Origin of the sequence: Streptomyces sp. NPDC012637, from assembly GCF_042954805.1 — a bacterium.
GTDB lineage: Bacteria > Actinomycetota > Actinomycetes > Streptomycetales > Streptomycetaceae > Streptomyces.
On sequence record NZ_JBIBDS010000005.1, the window covers coordinates 96,779 to 118,892 of the forward strand.

17 protein-coding genes are annotated in these 22,114 nt (G+C 73.3%); 11 read left to right on the top strand and 6 right to left on the bottom strand.

What is annotated here, in order from left to right; translation table 11 throughout:
• Positions 1-55: 55 nt before the first annotated feature.
• From ACFY8W_RS20895 to ACFY8W_RS20905, 3 genes are read right to left on the bottom strand one after another with little or no spacing between them, the layout of a single operon-like run.
• Positions 56-820, bottom strand: a complete 765-nt coding sequence (locus ACFY8W_RS20895; RefSeq protein ID WP_391107148.1) for an ATP-binding cassette domain-containing protein — start codon at positions 818-820, stop codon at positions 56-58.
• The gene (locus tag ACFY8W_RS20900) at positions 817-1,770 is read right to left on the bottom strand and encodes an ABC transporter permease subunit (RefSeq protein ID WP_391107151.1); all 954 of its coding nucleotides are present in this window, start codon (positions 1,768-1,770) and stop codon (positions 817-819) included. Before ACFY8W_RS20900 ends, ACFY8W_RS20895 begins: the two co-directional genes overlap by 4 nt.
• 29 nt (positions 1,771-1,799) lie before the next feature.
• Positions 1,800-2,765, bottom strand: coding sequence for a transporter substrate-binding domain-containing protein (locus tag ACFY8W_RS20905; protein ID WP_391107153.1), 966 nt, complete (start codon positions 2,763-2,765; stop codon positions 1,800-1,802).
• 547 nt (positions 2,766-3,312) lie between these two features.
• Here ACFY8W_RS20905 and ACFY8W_RS20910 point away from each other — a divergent pair.
• The 3 genes from ACFY8W_RS20910 to ACFY8W_RS20920 all read left to right on the top strand — a co-directional run bounded on the left by ACFY8W_RS20910 (position 3,313) and on the right by ACFY8W_RS20920 (position 7,113).
• Positions 3,313-4,524 carry a malic enzyme-like NAD(P)-binding protein gene (locus ACFY8W_RS20910; protein ID WP_391107156.1) on the top strand — a complete coding sequence of 404 codons (1,212 nt, stop codon included), beginning with the start codon at positions 3,313-3,315 and terminating at the stop codon, positions 4,522-4,524.
• 153 nt (positions 4,525-4,677) lie between these two features.
• Positions 4,678-5,643 carry a zinc-binding dehydrogenase gene (locus ACFY8W_RS20915; RefSeq protein ID WP_391107159.1) on the top strand — a complete coding sequence of 322 codons (966 nt, stop codon included), beginning with the start codon at positions 4,678-4,680 and terminating at the stop codon, positions 5,641-5,643.
• A gap of 90 nt (positions 5,644-5,733) precedes the next feature.
• On the top strand, positions 5,734-7,113 hold the full coding sequence (locus ACFY8W_RS20920; RefSeq protein WP_391107162.1) for a cellulase family glycosylhydrolase: 1,380 nt from the start codon (positions 5,734-5,736) through the stop codon (positions 7,111-7,113).
• A 111-nt stretch (positions 7,114-7,224) separates the two neighbouring features.
• Here ACFY8W_RS20920 and ACFY8W_RS20925 read toward each other — a convergent pair whose 3' ends face one another.
• Entirely contained in the window at positions 7,225-8,118 is an 894-nt protein-coding gene (locus tag ACFY8W_RS20925) for a helix-turn-helix transcriptional regulator (RefSeq protein WP_391107164.1), read from the bottom strand.
• A gap of 1 nt (position 8,119) precedes the next feature.
• Positions 8,120-9,007, bottom strand: a complete 888-nt coding sequence (locus ACFY8W_RS20930; protein WP_391107167.1) for a DUF4097 family beta strand repeat-containing protein — start codon at positions 9,005-9,007, stop codon at positions 8,120-8,122.
• A 178-nt stretch (positions 9,008-9,185) separates the two neighbouring features.
• On the opposite strand from ACFY8W_RS20930, the gene ACFY8W_RS20935 reads away from it, so the two are divergent.
• Positions 9,186-10,007, top strand: coding sequence for a hypothetical protein (locus ACFY8W_RS20935; protein ID WP_391107170.1), 822 nt, complete (start codon positions 9,186-9,188; stop codon positions 10,005-10,007).
• Positions 10,008-10,036: 29 nt separating this feature from the next.
• On the opposite strand, the gene ACFY8W_RS20940 is transcribed toward ACFY8W_RS20935, so the two are convergent.
• Positions 10,037-10,219 carry a DUF6104 family protein gene (locus tag ACFY8W_RS20940; RefSeq protein ID WP_019075209.1) on the bottom strand — a complete coding sequence of 61 codons (183 nt, stop codon included), beginning with the start codon at positions 10,217-10,219 and terminating at the stop codon, positions 10,037-10,039.
• A gap of 105 nt (positions 10,220-10,324) precedes the next feature.
• Between ACFY8W_RS20940 and ACFY8W_RS20945 the strand changes: the two genes are divergently transcribed.
• The 7 genes from ACFY8W_RS20945 (at position 10,325) to fxsT (ending at position 22,101) form a co-directional block, all read left to right on the top strand.
• Positions 10,325-10,885: a CU044_2847 family protein gene (locus tag ACFY8W_RS20945; RefSeq protein ID WP_391107173.1), complete on the top strand. Its 561-nt coding sequence runs from the start codon at positions 10,325-10,327 to the stop codon at positions 10,883-10,885.
• Complete coding sequence (locus tag ACFY8W_RS20950) at positions 10,882-12,927, top strand: trypsin-like peptidase domain-containing protein (protein WP_391107176.1); 2,046 nt, start codon at positions 10,882-10,884, stop codon at positions 12,925-12,927. The genes ACFY8W_RS20945 and ACFY8W_RS20950 overlap by 4 nt, the downstream gene beginning before the upstream one ends.
• Positions 12,928-13,060: 133 nt before the next feature.
• Positions 13,061-14,068, top strand: coding sequence for an AAA family ATPase (locus tag ACFY8W_RS20955; protein ID WP_391107178.1), 1,008 nt, complete (start codon positions 13,061-13,063; stop codon positions 14,066-14,068).
• A 7-nt stretch (positions 14,069-14,075) separates the two neighbouring features.
• A complete protein-coding gene (locus tag ACFY8W_RS20960; protein WP_391107181.1) occupies positions 14,076-17,330 on the top strand; it encodes an SAV_2336 N-terminal domain-related protein in 3,255 nt (1,084 codons plus the stop codon).
• 90 nt (positions 17,331-17,420) lie between these two features.
• Positions 17,421-17,606 (top strand): hypothetical protein, encoded by a 186-nt coding sequence (locus ACFY8W_RS20965; protein WP_391107184.1) that lies wholly within the window; start codon positions 17,421-17,423, stop codon positions 17,604-17,606.
• A gap of 141 nt (positions 17,607-17,747) precedes the next feature.
• Entirely contained in the window at positions 17,748-19,019 is a 1,272-nt protein-coding gene (locus tag ACFY8W_RS20970; protein WP_391107187.1) for an aKG-HExxH-type peptide beta-hydroxylase, read from the top strand.
• A gap of 61 nt (positions 19,020-19,080) precedes the next feature.
• Positions 19,081-22,101, top strand: a complete 3,021-nt coding sequence (gene fxsT, locus ACFY8W_RS20975) for an FxSxx-COOH system tetratricopeptide repeat protein (RefSeq protein WP_391107190.1) — start codon at positions 19,081-19,083, stop codon at positions 22,099-22,101.
• Positions 22,102-22,114 lie beyond the last annotated feature (13 nt).

A 22,114-nucleotide genomic window follows, 5' to 3' on the forward strand; every position in this document is an offset into this window, starting at 1 on the left:
CAGGAAGGGGCGGTACGGGCCTCCTGCCGCCCGTACCGCCCCTTCCGGTGTTCCTTTACAGCACCTTGGACAGGAAGGCCTTGGTGCGGTCGTGCTGCGGGTTGGTGAGGACGTCGCGCGGGTTGCCCGACTCGACGACGACGCCGCCGTCCATGAAGACGAGGGAGTCGCCCACTTCGCGGGCGAAGCCCATCTCGTGGGTGACGACGATCATCGTCATGCCGTCCTCGGCGAGCTGGCGCATGACGTCGAGGACGTCGCCGACGAGCTCGGGGTCGAGGGCGGAGGTCGGCTCGTCGAAGAGCATGAGCTTGGGTTCCATCGCCAGTGCGCGGGCGATGGCGACGCGCTGCTGCTGGCCGCCGGAGAGCTGGGAGGGGTAGTTGCCCATCCGGTCGCGCAGGCCGACCCGGTCGAGCAGGCGCTCGGCCCGTTCGCGGGCGACGGCCTTGGACTCGCCCTTGACCTGGATGGGTGCCTCCATGACGTTGGCCAGGGCCGTCATGTGGGGGAAGAGGTTGAAGCGCTGGAAGACCATGCCGATGTCGCGGCGCTGGGCGGCGACCTCGCTGTCCTTCAGCTCGTAGAGCTTGTCGCCCTTCTGCTTGTAGCCCACCAGCTGGCCGTCGACGGACAGGCGTCCGCCGTCGATGCGCTCCAGGTGGTTGATGCAGCGCAGGAAGGTGGACTTGCCGGAGCCGGAGGGGCCGACCAGGCAGAACACCTCGCCGTTCTGCACCTCCAGGTCGATGCCGCGGAGGATGTGCGCCGCGCCGTAGGACTTGTGGACGCCTTCGGCCTTGACCATGGGCTCGGTCATGCTGCCGCCTCCGGGGAACGCTTGAACGTGATGAGGTTCTTCTTGACCCGCTGCCAGGGGGTGGGCGGCAGGTTGCGGGTCGAACCGCGGGCGAAGCGGCGCTCGAGGTAGTACTGGCCGACGCTGAAGACGCTGGTGAGGGCCAGGTACCAGATGGAGGCGACGAAGAGCATCTCCATCACGGCGCCGGCCGTGCTGCCGATGTTGGACGAGGCCCGCAGGAGTTCGGTGTACTGCACCGCCGAGACCAGGGAGGAGGTCTTCAGCATGTTGATGAACTCGTTGCCGGTCGGCGGCACGATGACCCGCATGGCCTGGGGGAGGACGATCCGGCCCATGGTCTTGGTCTGGGACATGCCGAGCGCGTGGGCGGCCTCGGTCTGGCCCTCGTCGACCGACTGGATGCCGGCGCGGACGATCTCCGCCATGTAGGCGCCCTCGTTGAGGCCGAGGCCGAGGAGGGCGACCATGAACGGCGTCATGACGTCGACGGTCTCGTTCTTGTAGATCGGCCCGAGGTTGATGTACTCGAAGATCAGCGACAGGTTGAACCACACCAGCAGCTGCACGTACACCGGGGTGCCGCGGAAGAACCAGATGTAGAGCCAGGCGACCGCGCCGGTGACCGGGTTCTTCGACAGGCGCATCACGGCGAACACGATGCCGAGGACCAGGCCGAGGGCCATGGAGGCGACGGAGATGATGATCGTGTTCGCCAGACCGTCGAGGATCGACGGGTCGAACACCTTGTCCCACACCGTGTCCCAGATGATGTTGCCCTGGGAGAAGGCGTAGAGGAGCCACCCGAGGAGAACCACGACCACCACGCCGCTGATCCAGCGGCCGTAGTGGCGTACGGGGATCGCCTTGATCGCCTCGTACGGGGTGCCCGAGGGGCTGGAGCCGGCCGGCGTGGCGTCGGCCGGTTCCTTGGAGATCTTGTCAGTCACGACGACTGCCCTTCAGTGGAGCGAGGAGATCACTTGCCGGCGTTGACGGTCGCCTGCTTGACGGCGCTGTCCTCGACGTCCCACTTCTTCAGGACCTCCGCGTAGGAGCCGTCCTTGATGATCGCGTCGAGCGCCTCCTTGACGGCGTCGCGCAGCTGGGTGTTCTCCTTGGAGACGCCGATGCCGAAGAGGCCGACGTCGCTCTGGCTGCCGACGACCTCGAAGTCGTTGCCGCCGCCCGAGGTCTTCGCGATGTACGCGGCGACCGGGTAGTCGTTCAGGTCGGCGACGGCGCCGCCGGCCTTCACGCGGGTCTGGGCCTCGGCGTCGGTGTCGAAGGCCTGGATGGTGAGCTTCTTGTCACCGCACTTGGTGGCCTGCGCCTTGAAGGTGTCCTCGTAGATCGTGCCGCGCTGGACGGCGACGGTCTTGCCGCACAGGTCGTCGAGGGAGTTGATGCCCTGCGGGTTGCCCTTCTTGACGAGGAGGGAGACGCCGGAGGAGAAGTAGTCGACGAAGTCGATGCCCTTGCCGATCTTCTTCCCGTTGTCGTCCAGGCCCTCCTGACGCTTCTTGTTGTCCGTCATCGAGGACATGATCAGGTCCTGGCGGCCGGTGTAGATCGAGGTGATCAGGCCGTCGAAGGTGCCCGAGGTGAACTGGAACTTCACGCCGAGCTGCTTGCTCAGGGCCTCGGCGATGTCGGGGTCGACGCCGACGATCTTGCCGCCCTCGGTGAACTCCATGGGGGCGTACGAGGCGTCCGTGCCGACCTTGATGACGCCGGCCTTCTGGACGTCGGCCGGGAGCTTCGAGAAGAGCGGGGCCTTGCTCGCGGCGGCCGTGGACTCGCCGCCCTCCTTCGTGGAGCCGCCCTCGGTCTGGTCGCCACAGGCGGTCAGCAGCATCGAGCCGGCGACCGCGATGGCGGCGACCGCGGCAAGACGGGAGGTGCGGGTCTTGGCGGTCGTACAGCGCGTGGAGCGTGCGGTCATGGTCGGGTTCCTCCGGCGTGTGAGGGAGTTGCCTTAGGTCGCGCACGCACCTTCGAGTGCCGCGACCTCGTGTGATTACGGCATCTTGCCATTCGGACCCCCTCAATCCGACGGCCACGGATGTCAAAATCGGATAACGGGTCGTGGCCGAATCCCGGTGGCCAGTCCTCCCAAGGCGAAACCTTCTGCGGAGAGGTCCGGCCGACACCGTAAATTCTCCTGCCCATCTCGCCATTCGGACGACATGAAGGCCGCTATTCGGGTGTCGGGTGCATCTATCCGGACATCGAGTGACGAGTCGTTCTCTATCCGTGCTCCATCCGGGGCGTGTAGCACTCGGTATGAGTCGCATCACCGAGGAGGTATGGACTCGTCTCCGGAGCCTTCTGTCCGGTAAGAAGGATCCTTACACCCCTCATCCGGGGCTCAGGGCGCGTTGTGCGGCGCGCCCGCGCGGCTGCCAGACAGGGCGGCCGCGGGACCCACCCACCCCTCCTCAACAAGGAGTGGCCACCCTCAAATGAAGAAGACTTAAGGGGTCAACCCAATGGCAGCGGAGATCGTCAATCCTCGCAGCGAGAGCGGTACGGAAGGGGCTCCCGGCGAGCCCTTCGATCCGGTGTTCGCGCTGCACCGCGGCGGCAAGATGGCCATCCAGGCCACGGTGCCGCTGCGCGACAAGGACGACCTGTCCCTCGCGTACACGCCCGGCGTCGCCAAGGTGTGCACGGCAATCGCGGAGCAGCCCGAGCTGGTCAACGACTACACCTGGAAGTCTCAGGTCGTCGCGGTCGTGACCGACGGCACGGCGGTGCTCGGCCTCGGCGACATCGGCCCGGAGGCCTCGCTTCCGGTCATGGAGGGGAAGGCCATCCTCTTCAAGCAGTTCGGCGGCGTGGACGCGGTTCCGATCGCGCTCGCCACCACCGACACCGACGAGATCGTCGAGACCGTCGTCCGGCTCGCCCCGTCCTTCGGCGGCGTGAACCTGGAGGACATCTCGGCGCCCCGGTGCTTCGAGATCGAGCGCAAGCTCCAGGAGCGCCTGGACATCCCGGTCTTCCACGACGACCAGCACGGCACGGCCATCGTCACCCTCGCCGCCCTCCGTAACGCGGCGAAGCTGACCGGCCGGACGCTGGGCGACCTGCGCGCGGTCATCTCCGGCGCCGGTGCGGCCGGTGTGGCGATCGCGAAGTTCCTGCTGGAGGCCGGCATCGGCGACGTCTGCGTGACCGACCGCAAGGGCATCGTCAGCAGCGACCGCGAGGACCTCACGGACGTCAAGCGCGAGATCGCCGGGCTCACCAACAAGGCGGGCCTCAGCGGCTCCCTGGAGGCCGCGCTGGCCGGCGCGGACGTCTTCATCGGCGTCTCCGGCGGTACGGTCCCGGAGGAGGCTGTCGCGTCCATGGCGCCGAACGCCTTCGTGTTCGCCATGGCCAACCCGAACCCCGAGGTGCACCCGGACGTCGCGCACAAGTACGCGGCGGTCGTGGCCACCGGCCGTTCGGACTACCCGAACCAGATCAACAACGTCCTCGCGTTCCCCGGCATCTTCGCCGGCGCGCTCCAGGTCCGGGCCTCCCGGATCACCGAGGGCATGAAGATCGCCGCGGCCGACGCGATCGCGGGCGTGGTCGGTGACCAGCTGTCCGCCGACTGCGTGATCCCGTCGCCGTTCGACGAGCGCGTCGCCCCGGCCGTCGCGGCCGCGGTAGCCGCCGCCGCCCGTGCGGAGGGCGTCGCCCGCCGCTGACGCGCGCAGCACCACGAGGGGCCTCGCCCGGGTTCGGCCGAACCGGGCGGGGCCCTTCGCCGTACGCGGGCCCTTCCCCGGCGGGCACGAGGGACATGCGTCACAGCGGTGCGTGGTTCCGTGACTCACCGTCGGGCCCCTAGGGTCGGGGCCATGTTCGCCGCCTACGCCGCCCGAATCGACCGCGACCAGCCGCTGAACGGCCTCGAACTGGGGGAACGCCCCGAGCCCGAGGCACGGCCCGGCTGGACCACCGTCACCGTCAAGGCCGCCTCGCTCAACCACCACGACCTGTGGTCGCTCCGCGGGGTCGGGCTGCCCGAGGAGAAGCTGCCGATGATCCTCGGCTGCGACGCCGCGGGCATCGACGAGGACGGCAACGAGGTCGTCCTGCACTCCGTCATCGGCCAGACCGGACACGGTGTCGGCCCCGACGAGCCGCGCTCCATCCTCACCGAGCGCTACCAGGGCACCTTCGCCGAGCGGGTCACCGTGCCCAGCTGGAACGTGCTGCCCAAGCCGAAGGAGCTCTCCTTCGAGGAGGCCGCCTGTCTGCCGACCGCCTGGCTCACCGCGTACCGCATGCTCTTCACCAACGCCGGCGTGCGGCCCGGTGACTCGGTCCTCGTGCAGGGCGCGGGCGGCGGTGTCGCGACCGCCGCCATCGCCCTCGGCAAGGCGGCCGGACTGCGCGTCTACGCCACCAGCCGGGACGAGGCCAAGCGCAAGCGGGCCGTCGAGCTGGGCGCCGTCGAGGCGTACGAGCCCGGCGCGCGGCTGCCGCGGCGCGTGGACGCGGTCATCGAGACGGTCGGCGCCGCGACCTGGTCCCACTCCGTCAAGTCGCTGCGCCCCGGCGGCACGCTCGTCATCTCCGGTGCGACGACCGGCGACCGCCCGTCGCACGCCGAGCTGACCCGGATCTTCTTCCTGGAGCTCAAGGTGGTCGGCTCGACCATGGGCTCCAAGGACGAGCTGGAGGACCTGCTGTCCTTCTGCGCCGCCACGGGACTGCGGCCGGTGATCGACGAGGTGCTGCCGCTGGACCGGGCCCGTGAGGGCTTCGAGAAGATGGCGTCGGGCGAACTCTTCGGGAAGATCGTCCTCACCAACCCGTGACGACCCCTTGATGACTCGTCAGGAGGACTGATGGGATCTCCGGCACACGAAACGTGAACAACGCTCACCATCGTCGTGCCGGAGGTCTCCTTGTTGCGAACCACCCTTGCGGCGGGCGCCGTCCTCGCCTCGCTGCTCGCCCCGACCGCCGCTCACGCGGACACCGGCGGGGACGCGATACCCGCCCTCACCGACTCCCGCGGCCGGGTCCTCACGCTGCGCGGCTGGAACCTCGCGGACAAGGCCCACAGCGGCGAGCAGGCGCTCAGCGGCATCACCGAGAAGCACTTCCGCGACATGCGGGCCAAGGGCTTCAACTTCGCCCGCCTGGTGGTCTTCTGGGACGACCTGGAGCCGGAGAAGGGCCAGTACAGCCAGGCGTACCTGCGGAAGATCGAACGCGTCCTGGACTGGGCCCTGAAGTACGACGTGCAGGTGGTCCTCGACGCCCACCAGGACGTCTTCGGGCCCGCGTTCGGCCACCGGGGCATCCCGGCCTGGGCGACCCGGACGGACGGGCTGCCGTTCACCCCGCACCCCGACGACTGGTTCTCCGAGTACTTCGAGCCGGCCGTGCAACGGGCCTTCACCCACCTCTACGAGGACGAGGACCTGCGCCGGGCCCAGGCCCGCATGTGGCGGGTGCTCGCCGAGCGCTTCGAGGACCACCCGGCCGTCCTCGGCTACGACCTCATCAACGAGCCGATGGGCGAGCTGCGCGAGGGCGAGGACCTGCCGACCGCCGCGCGGCGGATCGAGAGCGAGCAGCTGACCGCCATGTACAACCGGCTCGCGGACGCGGTCCGTTCGGCCGACCGGGACGGCTGGATCTTCGTCGAGCCCACCCCGATCGTGGGCGAGGGCGTCCCGACCGGCCTCGGCCGCATCGACGACCCCAAGGTCGTCTACGCCCCGCACTTCTACAACAGCGGCATGGAGGCGGGCGCCGACTACGACCCCGCGGCCCGCTGGATCGAGAACTACGAGCAGGCCGTGACCGCCTACCCCAAGAAGTACGGGGTTCCCGTGCTGGTGGGCGAGTGGGGCCCGCTCAACAACTCGCTGCCGAACATGAACCGCTTCTTCCGCGAGGCGATGGCCTCCCTCGGCCGCTACAGCACCGGCTGGGCGGGCTGGGAGTGGTGCTACGGCGGCGGCTACTGCGCGGTGGACGCCACCGGCGCGTTCCGTACGAACAAGGAGCTGACCGCCGAGCCCTACGCGGAGGCAGTCGCCGGCACCGTCCGGACCTCCTCCTACGACCCGGCCACCGGTGTCTACCGCCTCGAGTACGACGCCGCCCCGCGCCGCGGCTCCCGCGCCACCGAGCTCTCCCTGCCCCCGGGCACGTGGCAGGTCGGAACCGGGGGCACGGCGATCGTGCTCCGCCCGAAGGCGGGCCGGGCCGTCGTCCTCGCCGCCCCCGGCGCGCGGGTGACGGTCACGGTGACGGCGACCGGCCGGGGCTGAGGACGGCGGCGGGGCGGGACGGCGCTGAGGACCGCGGCGGGCGGGGCGGGGCGCCGCGGAGGTCTGCCCCGCCCGGTCCCTGTCCGACCTTGGCCCTGTCCGGCCCCGCCGTTACGGCTTCCTGTGGTTCGGGGACAGGAGGTCGAGGATGTGGTCCGCCGCCGTCGACAGGTGCCGGCGGGCCTCGGCGAGCTGGGTGCGGGACACCCCGTGGTCGCGGGCGGCGTCGCGGACGTCGTCGCGGAAGCGGTCCAGGAGGCGGTCGAGCTCACGGGCCGGCTCGGCCGCGCCGTCGATGTCCTTGGCCCAGTCGGAGACGGCCTGCTCGGCGGAGGCCGGGCGGGCCGATGGCGGGCCGTGGACGGTGCCCGTCACCAGGTTGCCCAGCTGGGCGGTGATGTCGGAGATGCCTTCCCAGACTCCCGTCGGCCAGTCGCCGTGCTTCACGCGGTCCTGGACCTGTTCCTGGACCTGCTTGGCGATCCGCTGGAACTCCTTGGCCTGGCGGCGTGCCGACAGCGCCTCGGCGCGGGCCTGGCGGGCCTGCTCCTTCCACTCCTGCTTCGCCTTGCGCAGCTCCTCCTTGGCCTCGGCGAAGGAGGGCGAGCTCGTCGTGGAGCGCGAGGCGCTCGCCGCCGCCCGCATCTCGCTGCGCAGCTTGCCCGCGGCGCCGCGCACGTCGTCGCGGATCTCGGCGGCCAGCTCCGAGACGGACTCGCGGATCTCCACTTCCAGGTCGGCCAGTTCGCCGCCGCGTCCGGCCAGTTCGGCGCGGCCGGCGTCGGTGATCGAGTAGACCTTCCGGCCGCCCTCGGTGGCGTGCGTGACCAGGCCCTCCGCCTCCAGCTTGGCGAGCCGCGGGTAGACCGTGCCCGCCGACGGGGCGTAGAGGCCCTGGAAGCGCTCCTCCAGGAGCCTGATCACCTCGTACCCGTGGCGGGGCGCCTCGTCGAGCAGCTTGAGCAGGTAGAGCCGGAGACGGCCGTGGGCGAAGACGGGCGGCATGTCAGAGGACCTTTCCGGGCGTGGGGGAGGTGGCGGCCGGGCCGTCGCCGTGACCGTCGTCGTCCGGCTCGGGATCGGGGCGGCGCAGCAGGGCGATGGAGCCGGAGACCGTGGTGGCCTTGAGCGCGCCGCGTCCGGCGCCGAGGGTGCCGGTGATGGACTTGGCGCCCCACTGGCCGCCGACCCGCAGGTCCTCGAAGGCGTTGGAGACGGAACCGCTGGTGGTGCTCGCCTCGACCTTGGCGTCGGCGGGGTGCGGCAGCCGGATGGCGACCTCGCCGGAGACGCTGGTGAGCCGGATGTCGGCCGGCGGCCCGTCCAGGTCGGCGGCCGGGTCGAGGTCGATGACCATGTCCCCGCTGACCGTCTCGGCCTTCACCGCGGACCCGGCGCCGTCGATCACGGTGATGTCCCCGGTCACCGAGTTGAACTGCAGCGCTCCGGTGACCGACTGCGCCTCCAGGTTCCCCGAGACGGTCTCGGCGCGGACCGGGCCGCGCAGGCCGACCAGCGTGGTGTCGCCGGTGACGCAGCGGACCGCCGTGCGCCCCTGGATGCCGGAGACCACGGTCTCGGCGGCGACCGAGCCGACCTCGACGTCGGCACCCGCCGGCACCGCGACCGAGACCACGACCCGGCGCCGGTGGCCCTTGGGGTCGAGCCACTTGAGGAAGCCCTTCCAGTGCAGGTCCTCGTAGGAGACCGTCAGGGTCGAGCCCTCCTGCGAGACGATCAGCGGCGGGCCCTCGATCTCGGAGATCTCCAGGCGGGCGGAACCCTCGTCGGTGCCCACGACGTTCACCGCTCCGTTGACCACCCGCACCTGGACCTGGGTCACGGGGCCGGCCAGCGGGATCTTTCCGGGCTCGGTGACGGTCCACTCTGTCATGGTGCTGACCTCCCGTGTCACGAACATCGACGCAACATATCGCGTCTTCCGATAGACACGATATATCGCGCTCTCGTCAAGTCAACCCCGACTCACCCCTGACAGGGGCGCATCGGGGGAGGGAGTCGCGGGTGGGGCATTCGCCGCCATATCCAGGCAATTGCCCTAGCGTGGGGGCATGATTGCGACATCGGGATCCCGCTCCGCCGGAGCGCTGCTGCTCTGCCGTGCCGAGCTTCCGGCGGTGCGCCCGCCGGCCAAGCTGCTCCGGGAGCAGCTGCTCCTCGCGCCCGCGGGATCCGACTGGAGCGTCCTCGTCCCCGAGGGCAGGCCCTGGCTCGACGACGGCGAACCCGTCGACCGCGTCGTCACCGGCTGGGCCACGGCACTCGCCGTCTCCGCCGCCACCTGGCCGGTTCTCGCACTGTGGTGGGACGCGGACCGCGCCGGGTTCACGCTCGCCGCCGGCTTCCGCCGTCCCGTCGGCTACACCTGGCTCGCCGACGGGACCCCGGCCGGCGAGGACGAGGCGATGCGTACCTTCGCCGCCCGGCTCGCCCTCGACCCGGTGCTCGACGTCCAGGCCCTCGAACCCCTCACCCGGCCCGACCCGGACGCCGACGCCCGCACCCGGATCATCGGGCTGACCGCGGTCCTCGCCCGTACCGGCCTCGATCTGCCCACGGGTCTCGCGCCCGGCGACAGCGCCGACCGGCTGCGCTCCGCGGCCGGCGCCCAGGGCGCCGAACCCCTCGAACGGCCCGGCCGGGGCGACGCCCCACGCGCCGAACTCGACCTGGTGACGGGCGGCCGGCTCGGCCCGTACCTGCACGGTCCCCGGGCCCGGCTGCTCGGCGCGGCCCAGCTCGCGGCCGGAGCGCCGCTGCTCGCCTGGGGGATCGGCCGCCGCAGCGGCGGCTGGACGACGGCCGGCGTGCTGCTCGTCGCCCACGGGGTGTTCGGCCTCGCCTACGACCGGCTGCGCGAAACCCCGTCATGACAGGCCTCAGGCCCTGTCCCCACCCGTCGTCACTCGTCGTCGTCCTCGTCGTCGAGACGGGCCAGCCAGGTCGCGAGGCGCTCGACCGGCACCTCGAAGTCGGGGTTGAGGTCGACGAACGTCCGCAGCTGCTCGGCGAGCCACTCGAAGGTGACCTCCTCCTCGCCGCGCCGCTTCTCCAGTTCCTCGATGCCACGGTCGGTGAAGTACATGCGATCAGAATAGGCCGTGGTCGGCGGACCCGACCGCGTCCCCTGTTCCTCTACCGCCCCACGGTCTAGCCTTTTTCATCATCGTTTCGGGGAGCGGGGGCCGCTGTGACGCATGGGATCGCTCGGATACGGCTGGACGACGGCACGCCCGTCTGGGCCCGCATCAGCGGGGCGGAGGAACTCGGCCGGGGCGGCGGGTTCCAGGACACCGGCATCGGCGACCGCGTGGTCTCGATGGCCGGCGGCCTCACCGACGTGGTCCGCGGGGTGGTCGGCTCGCTGCGCGCCGGACTCGACCCGCAGGGCTCGGTCGAGGTCGCCGTCAGCTTCGGCATCGAACTCTCCGCGCAGGCGGGCAAGGTGATCGGCGTGCTCGCCGACGGCGGCGGCAAGGCCTCGGTCAACGTCTCCCTGACCTGGACCGAACCCGGCCGCGAGCCCGCCGCCGCGGCCGGTACCGCCGCCGCGGCCGTTACCGACTCCACGGCCGGCCCAGCAGGCACCTCCGGCCCCGCAGGGTCGGCCTCACCCGCCGCCTCCGCCGGGACGGCCTCACCCGCCGGACCTCCGCCCGGCGGAGCCCCGTCCGCGCACCGGGTCCCGCCGGCCGCGCCCACCCTGCCCTCGCCCGCCGTCTCGCCGGAGAACGGCCCTGGCGCCGTATGAGCGCCTTCGACGCTCTCGTGCGCCCCGCCCTCGTGCGCATCGCCGCTCCCGGTGGCGGGTATGACCCGCACGGCGACCCGTTCTGGGGCACGGGCTTCTTCATCGCCCCCGGCTGGGTGCTGACCTGCGCCCACGTCGTGGCCAAGGGGGGAAGCGCGGTGTGGAGGGAAGAACCGGCCGTCGGCGTCACCTGGGAGGGCGGCCGGACCACCGGCAGGGTCGTGCTGGCCAAGCCGCGCCCCGCGACGCCCGACCAGGAGCTCGCCTCCTGGGACTTCCCCGACCTCGCGCTCGTCCGCGTCGAGGGCGCCGAGCACGCCGACTGCGTACGGCTCAGCGAGCGGCCTCCCACCACCCCCAGCCGGGTCAGCCTGCACGGCTGGGCCCTCCAGACCGGCGAGCCCGGCGTCCGTGACGTGGAGGGAGAGGCGTTCGGCGCCGTGGGCAAGGCCCTGCTGGTGCGCGACGCCGTCTTCATCGAGGGCTGCTCCGGCGGCCCGGTCGTCGACCTCGGGCGCGGCGCCGTCATCGGCGTCATCAAGGGCCGCGGCGACGGCGAGGGCGCGGTCGTCCCGCTGACCTCGCTGCGCGAGCTCCACGACCTGTCCGACGCCCCGGTGCTCCATGACGCGCTCCGGGCCCACGACCGCCACCACCGTCGTCGCGCCGGCCGCCCCGGGCGCAGCTGGACCGCCGCCCAGACCGCTCTGTGGTCGCCCACCGCGCGCGGGGTGAGCCCGCGCCGCCGGGCCCACCTCTACGGCCACTTCGCCGAACTCCCGCCACCCGACGGCCCCGGCGAGGTCATGGCCCTCGTCGACGCGGTCAAGCGCCGCGTCCTGCACCCCGACTACCAGGCGGTCCTGGAGACCGACGCCCGCACCTGGCGGGACGGCGTGGGCCTCCTCCACGAACTGCCCGCCGGCCGCCTGGAGGGCGCGGACCTCGGTCTCGACGCCGTCCTGCTGTACGCGGCCCACGTCGTGCGCCACATCACCGGGCGGTACGGCGAGGAGGCCGGCCTGCCCGGCCTGATCGACTGGATCGCCGACGAGTCGGGCGAGGCCCACCCCGCCGTGCACGAGGAGATCACCGCCCTGCTCGAACCCGGGCCGCCGCCCGCCGCGGCCGCGCCGGGGCGGGAGCCGGGCGCGCGCGCCGACGTCCGCGTCGAGGTCGACGCCGTCCCGTACAGCACCCCGCAGCGCTACGCCTGGCGCGTGATGCTGCTCTTCGACGGCCGCACCGTCAGCCCGCTCAGCGGCGACGACGCGGGGGTCGCCCGCGACCGGCTCCGCGAGACGCTCCGCGGCCCGCTCGCCGACGCGCTCGGCCTCGGCGACAGCGGCGACCACCTCGCCGCCGTCGAAGTGGTGCTGCCGCGCGAGCTGTTCGACGAACCGCTCGACACCTGGCGGCTCTCGCCCGAGGACGAGCCCTTCGGCGAGCGCTCGCTGCCGCTCGGCCAGCGGCGCGCCGTCGTCATCCGCGACCGCTACCGCAGCCACCATCCGCCGTCCCCGGAGTGGCGGCGGCGCTGGCGGGGCAGCGAGAGCGGCCCGCTGCGGGCCGTCCCGCTGCGCGCCGAGGTCCTCACCCAGGGCGCCGAGGGGCACGCGCCGCAGCTGCGCAGGGAGACCCGGATGGCCGCCTTCATCCGCCTCGACGCCGCGGCCGACGGCAGCGTGCCGGTCTACTGCGGCCCGGCGGGCGGCGGCGACGGCCACCGGGCCATGGAGGCCGCGCTGGCCGCCGGCCACCCCATCGCCCTGTGGCGGCACTCGGCACGCGAACACGCCGACTGCGCCGACTTCCACAAGCGGGCCGGCATGTTCCTCGAAGGAGTCCGGGGCGCCGAGGGCCTGCACCGGCCGGTGCGCACGCTGCGCCGGATGCGGGCCGACGACGCCGAGGCCGGCCCCGAGGAGCGGTCCGAGCACGCCTGGGCCGAGGACCTGGCCGTCCTCTACGACCCGCCGGACCGCCCCCCGTACGAGGCGCCGCTCCAGGGGCCGCCGATCCTCGGCGAGGGCGACCGGTGAGCCGCGCGGCCGGCCCGCCGGGCCGACCGTCAACTCGTGTGCAACCGGGCCGGTTTGGGAGTCGGCAGAGCGGGCCGTCGAGCGGTACCTTCGTCGGGGCCGGCACAGTCATCACAGCCAGGAGGAGTCAGGCGTGAACGATTGGCGGATCTACCGTGGGGCCGGCCATCCGCACGAGGAGATACGGCGGCTCCCCCCGCCGCCGCCCTGGCGCGACTTCTCCGCCGGCGGTGCCGACGACACGCTCGCGGGTTCCGACCGGCGGCTCGGCGTGCGCCGCAGGCTCGTGCAGAACCACCACCCCAGGCCCGCGGAGACCGACGCGGTCAACGCCGCGCTCTACCTGCGCCGCCCCCTCCTCGTCACCGGCAACCCCGGCACCGGCAAGTCCACCCTCGCCCACGCCGTCGCCCACGAGCTGGGCCTCGGCCGGGTGCTGCGCTGGCCCATCGTCAGCCGCTCGACGCTCCAGGACGGCCTCTACCGCTACGACGCCATCGGCCGCCTCCAGGACGTGCAGCTGGAGCGCGCCCGCGCCGACGCCGAAGGGAGCGCCGCGAGCCCGGCCGGCATCGGCTCGTACCTCCGGCTCGGACCGCTCGGCACCGCGCTGCTCCCCTCCGAGCTGCCCCGGGTGCTGCTCATCGACGAGCTCGACAAGAGCGACCTCGACCTGCCCAACGACCTGCTGAACGCCCTGGAGGAGGGCGAGTTCGCGATCCCCGAGCTGGAGCGGCTCGCCGACCGCGAGCCGATCGTGGAGGTGCTCACCGACGACGGCCGCAAGGTGCCGGTGCGCGGAGGGCGGATCCGCTGCACCACCTTCCCGTTCATCGTCCTCACCTCCAACGGCGAACGGGACTTCCCCGCCGCCCTGTTGCGGCGCTGCATCCGCCTGGAGCTGGAGCCGCCCGGCGAGGAGCAGCTGAACGCCATGATCGAGGCCCATCTCGGCGCCGGCGCCGCGGCGTCCGAACCCGGGCTCGTCGCCCGCTTCCTCGACCGGGAGCCCGGCGAGGTCATCGCCACCGACCAGCTCCTCAACGCCCTCTACCTGACCCAGCACGCCCCCCGCACCGAGCGGGTGACCCGGGACCGCATCGCGGACATGCTCATGCAGCCGCTCGATCAGCCGAGGTGATGGCCGGATGCACCGGATGCATCTGGAAGAGCTCACCCGCAGACTCCGGGCCGGCGGGCAGGACCCGACCGCCGAGGAGCTCGCGGACGCCGTCTGGCTCGCCCAGTGGCTGCCGCGCGCCGATGGCGACGGCTCCGGAGGGAGACTCGAGGAGGACGGGGAGGCGGACCCTCCGCCGGGCCGGCCTCCCTCCGCCGGCGCCGATGCGTCCGACCCCTCCGGCACCCCCGACGCTTCCGGGGACCGTCGGGATCCGGCCACCGGCGATCCCGTCACGACCGCACCATCCACCCCACCCGACACTCCCGCATCGCCGGCCCGCCCCGGCGAGACCGTCGACCTCCTCATGCCACCGCCCCCCCGCACCGCAACCACCACCAGAGACGGACACCGGTCCGGAGGCGGGAGCGCGCGCGGCCTTCCGGGTGCCGCCCTGCCCGTCCGCGCCCCCGGCGCCAACGCCCTGCCCGGGCTCCTCGGACTGCAGAAGGCCCTCCGGCCGCTGCGCCACTACGCCGCCCACCTCCCCGCCCGGCCCGGCGAGGAACGCCTCGACGAGGAGGCGACGGCCGAACGCAGCGCCGCGTCCGGCATCCTCACCCCCGTCCTGCGCCCCGCGGCCGGCCAGCGCCCCGACATCCAGCTCCTCATGGACACCGGCCCCGCGATGGTCGTGTGGACCCGGATGGTCGAGGAACTGCGCCAGGCCTGCCAGCAGTCCGGCGCCTTCCGCGACGTCCAGGTCCACCGCCTCCACGACACCGGCGAGGGCCCGCCGCTGGTCACCACCACCTCGGGACCCGACGGCCGGCCCCGGCTCCGGCCCGGCGACCAGCTCCACGAACCCACCGGCCGCCGCCTCACCCTCGTCGTCAGCGACTGCGTCGGCCCGCTCTGGCAGCGCGGCGCCGCCCAGCGGCTGATCCACCAGTGGCCACGGCACTCCCCGCTCGCCCTCGTCCAGCCCCTCCCGCCACGGCTGTGGCAGCGCACCGGGCTGCCCGTCGAACCCGGCACCCTCGTGCGGCCCGCGACCCCCGGCGGCCACGTCCGCTTCGAACCCGACGAGCAGGCCTGGGAGCCCGTGGCCACCGACCTGCGGGCCGTCCCCGTGCTCACCCCGACCCCGGAGGCCTTCGCCTCCTGGGCCCGGCTGCTCACCGGCCACGGCGGCGGAGCGGTACGCGGCTGGGCCGCGCGCATCGGCCCGGACACCGGCGCCACGGCCGCCGCCGCGGCCCTCGCCGTCGCCGGGGCCGGTCCCGGGCGGTCCGTCCGGCGCGCCGACGAGGAACTGCTGCGCGCCTTCCGCGCCGGAGCCTCACCAGGGGCCGTGCGGCTCGCCGTCCACCTCGCCGCCGCCCCGCTCGCCCTGCCCGTGATGCAGCTCGTGCAGCGCGCCATGCTCCCCGACACCGGACCCATGGAGCTCGCCGAGGTGCTGCTCAGCGGCCTCCTGCGCCGCCTGCCCGAGCCCACCCCGTACCCCTGCTTCAGCTATCCGCCGGCCGTGCAGGAGCACCTCCTCGGCTCGCTCGACCGGGGCGCCGCCGCGCTCGTCCTGAAACACTGCTCCGAGTTCGTCGAGCGCCATTTCGGCCAGGGCATGCGCAACTTCCCCGCCCTCGCCGCCGCCCGGCTCGCCGGGCACGGCACCGACGAGGAGGAGCGCGCGCCGGGCACCGCCGGACACGGGCCGGGAGAGGAGCAGGAGGAGCCGGCCGGCGCCGCCTCCGAGCTCTTCGCCCGCATCCCGGCGCGCGTGCTGCGCTTCTACCACCCCGACCTCGTCACCCCCGAACCGCTCGCCGCCGCCCGCCGGCTGCTCGGCCAGTGGCGCGCCCAGTCCGACCCGTCACTCCTCGACTCCGCCCGCGAACTCGTCGAGACCGCGCTCGCGGCCGAAGGACCGCCCGGCAGCCCCGAGGAGGTCGCCGCCGCCCGGCTGGTCCTCGGCCAGGTCCTGTACGCGCAGTCAGGCACCGCCGCCGTACGGGACCGGGGCCAGCGCCGGGAGCTGCTCGACCGGGCCGTGACCGAGCTCGTACGGGCCGCAGAGCTCGCCGGACCGGGCAGCACCGACCGGGCCGAGGCCCGGCTCGAACAGGCCGCCGCCCAGTACGCCCTGTGGCGTCACAGCGGCGACGACGGCATGCTCGACGCCGCCCTCGCCGCGCTCGCCGGCGACCCGGCCGACTGGCCCGAGAGCCACCGCCACGCCCTGCTCGTACGGCGCGGGCGGCTGCTGCTCGCCCGGGGCGAAGGCGCCGCCGCGGCGGCCGCGTTCACCGAGGCCCTGGCCACGGAGGAGACCGGCCCGGTGCTGCTCGACCTCGCCGACGCCCACCAGCTCGCGGGCTTCGCCCCCGCGTCCGTCGCCGACGCCCTCGACCGGGCCGAGGCCCTGCTCGGCGACTCCGTCGCGCTGCGGCTGCGCTGGACCACGGCGCGGGCCCGGCTGTACGAGAGCACCGGCGACGGTCCGGCCGCCGACGAGGCGTACGAGAGTGCCACGCTGCTCACCCCGGCCGAGGGCGAGCAGCGCGGCCGGCTGCTGCTGACCTGGGGCGAGTCGCTGCTGCGCCGGGCCGCCGCCGGCACCGGGACCGCGCCCGTCGACCGCGCCGAGTCCGTCCTCCGCGAGGCCCTGACCTGTCTGCCCGCCGCCGCGGACGTCCGCTCCCGGGCCGTCGTCCTCATCGGCAGCGTCCTCGCGCTGCGCTTCGACCGCGCGGGCTTCCTGCCCGACCTGTTCGAGAGCCGTCACCTCCTCGAGCAGGCCGTACGGACCGCGCGCGAGCCCGCGGCCCGGGCCGAGGTGTGGCTGCAACTCGGCTGGGTGCGGGCCCGGTTGAGCGAGGTGGCCCTCGACGCCTCGCTCGCCGACGCGCTCGCCGCGTACGAGAACGCCGCCGCCGACTCCCGCGCCGCCCACGGCGACACCCCCGGCACGGTCACCCTCGCCCGCGCCCTGCACGCGCAGGGAGCCGTGCTGCACCTGATGGACCGCCGCGCCCGCGCAACCCAGCTCCTGGAAGCCGCCGCCGAGCAGTGGCGCCGGCTGGACGCCTCGCTGCTGACGGTGGATTGGACGGACGTGGAGCGGACCCGGACCCTGCTCGCCGAGGTGGGCGCCGACTCCCGCCGGCTGCCGCAGCGCCTCTCCCGGGACGAACGGCGCCGGATCGCGCCGCCCTGGTGGGAGTGGCGCGAAGGGAAGGCGGAACGGCCGGATAACGGGGGCGCGCATGGGCGCAGTTGAGTCGAACGGGTTTCCGGCTTTCAGGCGTCGGGAAGAACCGCTCCGCCGCTACGACCGTGGGGGACAAGGGTCGGTGAGGAGGAGCCGAGGGTGTTGGAGCACACGAAGCGGGTCGCAGGCGTCGACCGGGCCGGTGCACGGCCACGACGCCTGCCCGATCTCACCGGCGTGGACCTGCGGACCTTGCGCTTCATGGACGATCCCGACCTGGCGGCCGCCGTCGAGCGGGTGCTCTGGCGCACGCAGGACCTGGCCGACTCCTGGTTCGAGGACTAGGCCGCCTCTTCCGGATCCGGCCGGTGTCCCGACGCCCGGCCTGATCCGTAAGACACGCCCCGGCCTCCGGCGCACCGGTCGCGCCGACCGGCCGTTTCCGGCCAGATGCCGCCCGGCCGCCGACCGTCCCGGGAGGCGGGAGTGAACGTCGTGCCCCTGCCCGCGCCCGCCCTCGCCCGGCTGGCCCGGACGAGCCCCGACCCGGCCGGGCTCACCTTCCTGGGATCCGCCCTGCACACCCGCCGGCTGCTGCTCCTCAAGGCGCTCCTGGTCCGCGTCCACCGGCACCGCGCGGCCGTCGAACCGGGCGCGCTCGGGCGCTTCGAGCGTTCCTGGGAGCTGGTCGAGCGGGTCGACCGGCACCGGCCCGCCGTGGTCCGTGAGGTCCTCGACTACCCGACGACCGGCGCCTGGCTGGCCGGCGCACTCGCCGAACCCTTGGGCCCCGGCTTCGACCGGCTGCTCGCCCGCCTCGACAGCATCGCCGCCACGGCCGCCCTGCGCGGCGGCGGCCCGCTCGACGTGACCGTCGAGACCCCCGACGGCCTGCTCTCGCTGCCCGGCGTCGGCCGGCTGCCCGTGGCCGCCCCGCGCGTCCGGATCAGCGCGGGCGAGCGGATCGTACGGTTCCACCCGGACGGCGCCCGCCACGCCGCGCCCGCCGTCCTCACCTTCAGCGGCGTGCGGCACGGCCTCCTCACCGGCCACGGCCCCGGCTGGCGCCAGGTGCACCCGCTGCCCGGAGGCGCCGCCTGCCTGGACGACCTCGACCCGTACCGGGCCGGCGCGGGCGGCGGCTCCGTCGGGACCGCGGCCGACCACGCCGACACCGACCACGCGGCCTGGTCGGCCCGCTGGCGCGCCGCCCAGGACCTGCTGCGGCGCACCGACCCCGGCCGGGCAGCCGAGATCGCCCGGGCCGTCCGCGTCGTCGTCCCGCTCGTCCCGCGCGGGCCCCGGCACCGCGGCGCCACCCTGAGCGCCGCCCCCGGAGCCGTACTGACCTCGCTGCCCGCCGGTGCCCACGGGATGGCCGAGACGCTCGTCCACGAGCTGCACCACAGCAAACTGGCCACCCTCCACGAACTCGTGCCGCTCTACGGCCACGGGCGGGACACCGTGCACCGGGTCGGCTGGCGGCCGGACCCGAGGCCCATCGCCGGCGTGCTGCACGGCGCCTACGCGCATCTGGCCCTCGCCGATCTGTGGCGGCGCGCGGCCACCGCCGACGAGGTGCCGAAGTCCTGGCGGTCCCGTGCCGGGCAGCAGTTCGACGACATCCACGATCAGGTGGGCGACGCACTGGAGATCCTGCTTGAATCCGATGAACTGACTGCGGAGGGACGGGAGTTCGCGGCCCAAATGAGGCAGCACCATGCGAGCCTCGGCGCGACTCCCCTCGCCGCTGGGTAACACTGTGCCTACGGCACATGACACTGCGTTGCGTGCGGGAGCGGGACGGGAGACACGACAGATGGCGGAACAGCGGTCGGGCGGTGCGGTGGACCACGGAGCCAGGAGCGCGCCGGGGCACGTCCTCGTGGTCTTCCCCGGCTATCACCGCCCGTGGGCGACCTGGATCAACCAGCGGCTCGACGCCCACGGGGTGCGCGCCAGCCTCCAGCGCTGGGACCCGCCCCGCGACGTCCCCCTGGAGGACTCGCTCGGCGACCTGCTGCTCGCCCGCGGACACGTGCTGCTCGTCCTGGACGACTGGTTCTTCCAGCTCGGCCCGCGCCAGGCCGGCGAGTGGAACGACGTGCTGCGCGGCTTCGTCGCCGCCCACGCGGAGCGGTTCGCCGCCGTCAACCTCACCAACCGGACCCTGCTCCCGGCCACCGCCGTCCTCGAACCCGTCAGCCTGTGGGGCGTCGGCGAGGAGGAGGCCGAGGCCCGGCTGCTCAGCCGGCTCGGCGTCGACCCCGGCCGCACCACCGGCCGGCGGCTGCCCGCCGGCGCACTCGTCCGCTTCCCGGACACGCCGCCCGAGGTCTGGGGCGAGGTCCCGCGCCGCAACCCGCGCTTCACCGGCCGCGACGACCTGCTCACCGAGCTCCAGGAACGGCTCATGGACGCCGAGCGCGGCAACGCCGCCTGCACCCTGCTCGGCATGTCCGGCATCGGCAAGACCCAGATCGCCGCCGAGTACGCCCACCGCTTCAGCTCCGACTACGACGTCGTGTGGTGGGTCAGCTCCGACGACCGCAACGTGCAGCGCGACCGCTTCGGCGAGCTCGCCGCCCAACTCGGCCTCTCCACCGGCAACGAGCCCGGCGAGCGCATCCGCGCCGTCCGCGAGGCCCTGCGCCGCGGCGCCCCGCACTCCCGCTGGCTCGTCGTCTTCGACGGCTGGGACGACACCGACGGCGCCAACGTGATGCTGCCGCACGGCCCCGGCCACGTCCTCATCACCTCGCGCAACCGCGGCTGGGGCGACTACACCGACATCCTCGAGGTCCCCAGCTTCGACCGCGCCGAGTCCACCGCCTACCTCATGCGCCGCGCCCCGCACATCACCGCACCCGAGGCCGACGAGGTCGCCGCCGAGTTCGGCGACGTGCCGCTGCCGCTCGTCCAGGCCGCCGCCTGGCTCGGCGAGTCCCGCATGGAGGTCCCCGAGTACCTGCGCATGGTCCGTGACGGACGGCTCTCCACCGTGGACGAGCCGTCCGGCGGAGAGGGCTTCCCGCACGCGTCCCTCACCTCCTGGTCGATACTGATCAACCGGCTCCGGCTGTCCCAGCCCCAGGCCATCGACGTGCTCAGCCTGTGCGCGTCCTTCGCCCCCGGCCGCATCCCGCTCGGTCTCATCCGCGCCTACCCGCAGGCCGACCTCCCCGAGGACCTGCGCTGGATGGTCAACGACCTGGCCGCCTGGTCCCGGGCCCTGGACACCCTGGTGAACTTCTCCGTGCTCAGCCGCGAGTCGCGCGGCTCGGTCGTCAGCGGCGAGGTGGGACCCCACCAGGAGTCCGTGCACATGCACCGGCTCGTCCACGACATCGTCGCCCGGCTCACCGACGGCGAACACCGCACGGCCCACCGCAAGGCCGTCCGTACCCTGCTCGCCGAGGCAGATCCCGGCGACCCCATGGACAGCCGGAACTGGCCCCGGTACGCCGAACTCCTGCCGCACCTGGAGCCCTCGGGGGCGCTGGCCAGCCGCAACCCGCGCGTGCAGACCGCCGTGCTCAACTGTCTGCGCTACTGCTACCGCAGCGCCGAGTACCGGGCCGGCATCCGGCTCGCGGAGAAGATCCGGGAACAGTGGTCCGGCTTCATGGACCCGGTGAGCCCCGAGATGCTGGAGCTCACCAACCAGGAGTGCGACATCCTGCGCAAGTACGGGCGCTTCCGCGACGCGTACCAGCTGGACCTCGCCGTGCGCGCCCGCCTCGACGAGGCGCCGGCCCCCGACCCGCTCGGCTCCCTCCGCTCGGACATCTCCATCGCCAGCGACCTCCGCTACCTCGGTCAGTACCAGGAGTCGGAACGGATGCAGCGCGAGGCGCTCGCCGAGGCCCAGCGCCTGCTCGGCGAGAACGAGTACCTCACCCTCGTCGCCGGCAACAACCTCGGGGTCGTGCTGCGGAACCTCGGACGCTACAAGGAGGCGTACGACCAGGACATCGCCTCCCTCACCCGCGCGGAGAGCGCCCTCGGCGCCCTGCACTCACAGACCCTCATCACCAGCAACAACGTCGCCCACGACCTGCGCCTGCTGGGCCACTACCGCGAGGCGCTGGCCCGTCAGGAGGCCAACGTCCGCGTACAGGTCCGGATCCTGGGCTCACAGCACCTGCAGACCCTGTACGCCCGGGCGCAGCTCGCCCTGTGCCGCCGGCGGGAGGGCAGCTTCCCGCAGGACCTCGGCGCCACCATGGCCAGCCTGCTCGACCAGATGCAGCAGGTGCACGGGCGCGACCACTTCATCACGCTGTCGTCCATCAACAACTACGCCAACTACCTGCGCGAACACGGCGACCTCGACCAGGCCCGGGAGCTCAGCCACGAGGCCGAGGCCGGCTACCGCGCCCTCCTCGGCCCCGCCCACCCGATCGCCACCGGTGTGCTCGCCAACACCGCGCTCGTCATGCAGGCGTCCGGCGAACGGACCAGCGCGCTGGCCATCCTGGAAGCCGCACTCGCCGGTCTGACCTCCTCGCTCGGACCCGACCACCCCTGGGTCCTCGGCTGCGCCCTGAACACCAGCGCCGCCCGCAACTTCAACGGGCGGGTGGCCGACGCCGCCGAGCTGAGCCGCGACACCCTGCGCCGGGCCCGGCACACCCTGGGCAACGAGCATCCGCTCACCCTGTCGGGCCAGGTGGCGCTCGCCACCGACCTGCGCGGCCTCCGGGAGAACGAGGAGGCGGCCAAGCTGGAGGAGGACGCCCTGCTCACCCTCACCCGTACGCTCGGCGCCCAGCACCCGCACACCCTGTCCGCGCGCCAGCGGAACCGGCCGTACTGGGACTTCGAGGCCAACCTGTGAGGCCCCGTAAGGC

What these genes read in the sequence shown, in the direction of transcription:
- ACFY8W_RS20950 (WP_391107176.1), top strand. Translation starts at nt 10,882, where the DNA reads ATGAGCGCCTTCGACGCTCTCGTGCGCCCCGCCCTCGTGCGCATCGCC.
- fxsT (WP_391107190.1), top strand. Translation starts at nt 19,081, where the DNA reads ATGGCGGAACAGCGGTCGGGCGGTGCGGTGGACCACGGAGCCAGGAGC.
- ACFY8W_RS20895 (WP_391107148.1), bottom strand. Translation starts at nt 820, where the DNA reads ATGACCGAGCCCATGGTCAAGGCCGAAGGCGTCCACAAGTCCTACGGC.
- ACFY8W_RS20905 (WP_391107153.1), bottom strand. Translation starts at nt 2,765, where the DNA reads ATGACCGCACGCTCCACGCGCTGTACGACCGCCAAGACCCGCACCTCC.
- ACFY8W_RS20910 (WP_391107156.1), top strand. Translation starts at nt 3,313, where the DNA reads ATGGCAGCGGAGATCGTCAATCCTCGCAGCGAGAGCGGTACGGAAGGG.
- ACFY8W_RS20915 (WP_391107159.1), top strand. Translation starts at nt 4,678, where the DNA reads ATGTTCGCCGCCTACGCCGCCCGAATCGACCGCGACCAGCCGCTGAAC.
- ACFY8W_RS20935 (WP_391107170.1), top strand. Translation starts at nt 9,186, where the DNA reads ATGATTGCGACATCGGGATCCCGCTCCGCCGGAGCGCTGCTGCTCTGC.
- ACFY8W_RS20960 (WP_391107181.1), top strand. Translation starts at nt 14,076, where the DNA reads ATGCACCGGATGCATCTGGAAGAGCTCACCCGCAGACTCCGGGCCGGC.
- ACFY8W_RS20930 (WP_391107167.1), bottom strand. Translation starts at nt 9,007, where the DNA reads ATGACAGAGTGGACCGTCACCGAGCCCGGAAAGATCCCGCTGGCCGGC.
- ACFY8W_RS20940 (WP_019075209.1), bottom strand. Translation starts at nt 10,219, where the DNA reads ATGTACTTCACCGACCGTGGCATCGAGGAACTGGAGAAGCGGCGCGGC.
- ACFY8W_RS20925 (WP_391107164.1), bottom strand. Translation starts at nt 8,118, where the DNA reads ATGCCGCCCGTCTTCGCCCACGGCCGTCTCCGGCTCTACCTGCTCAAG.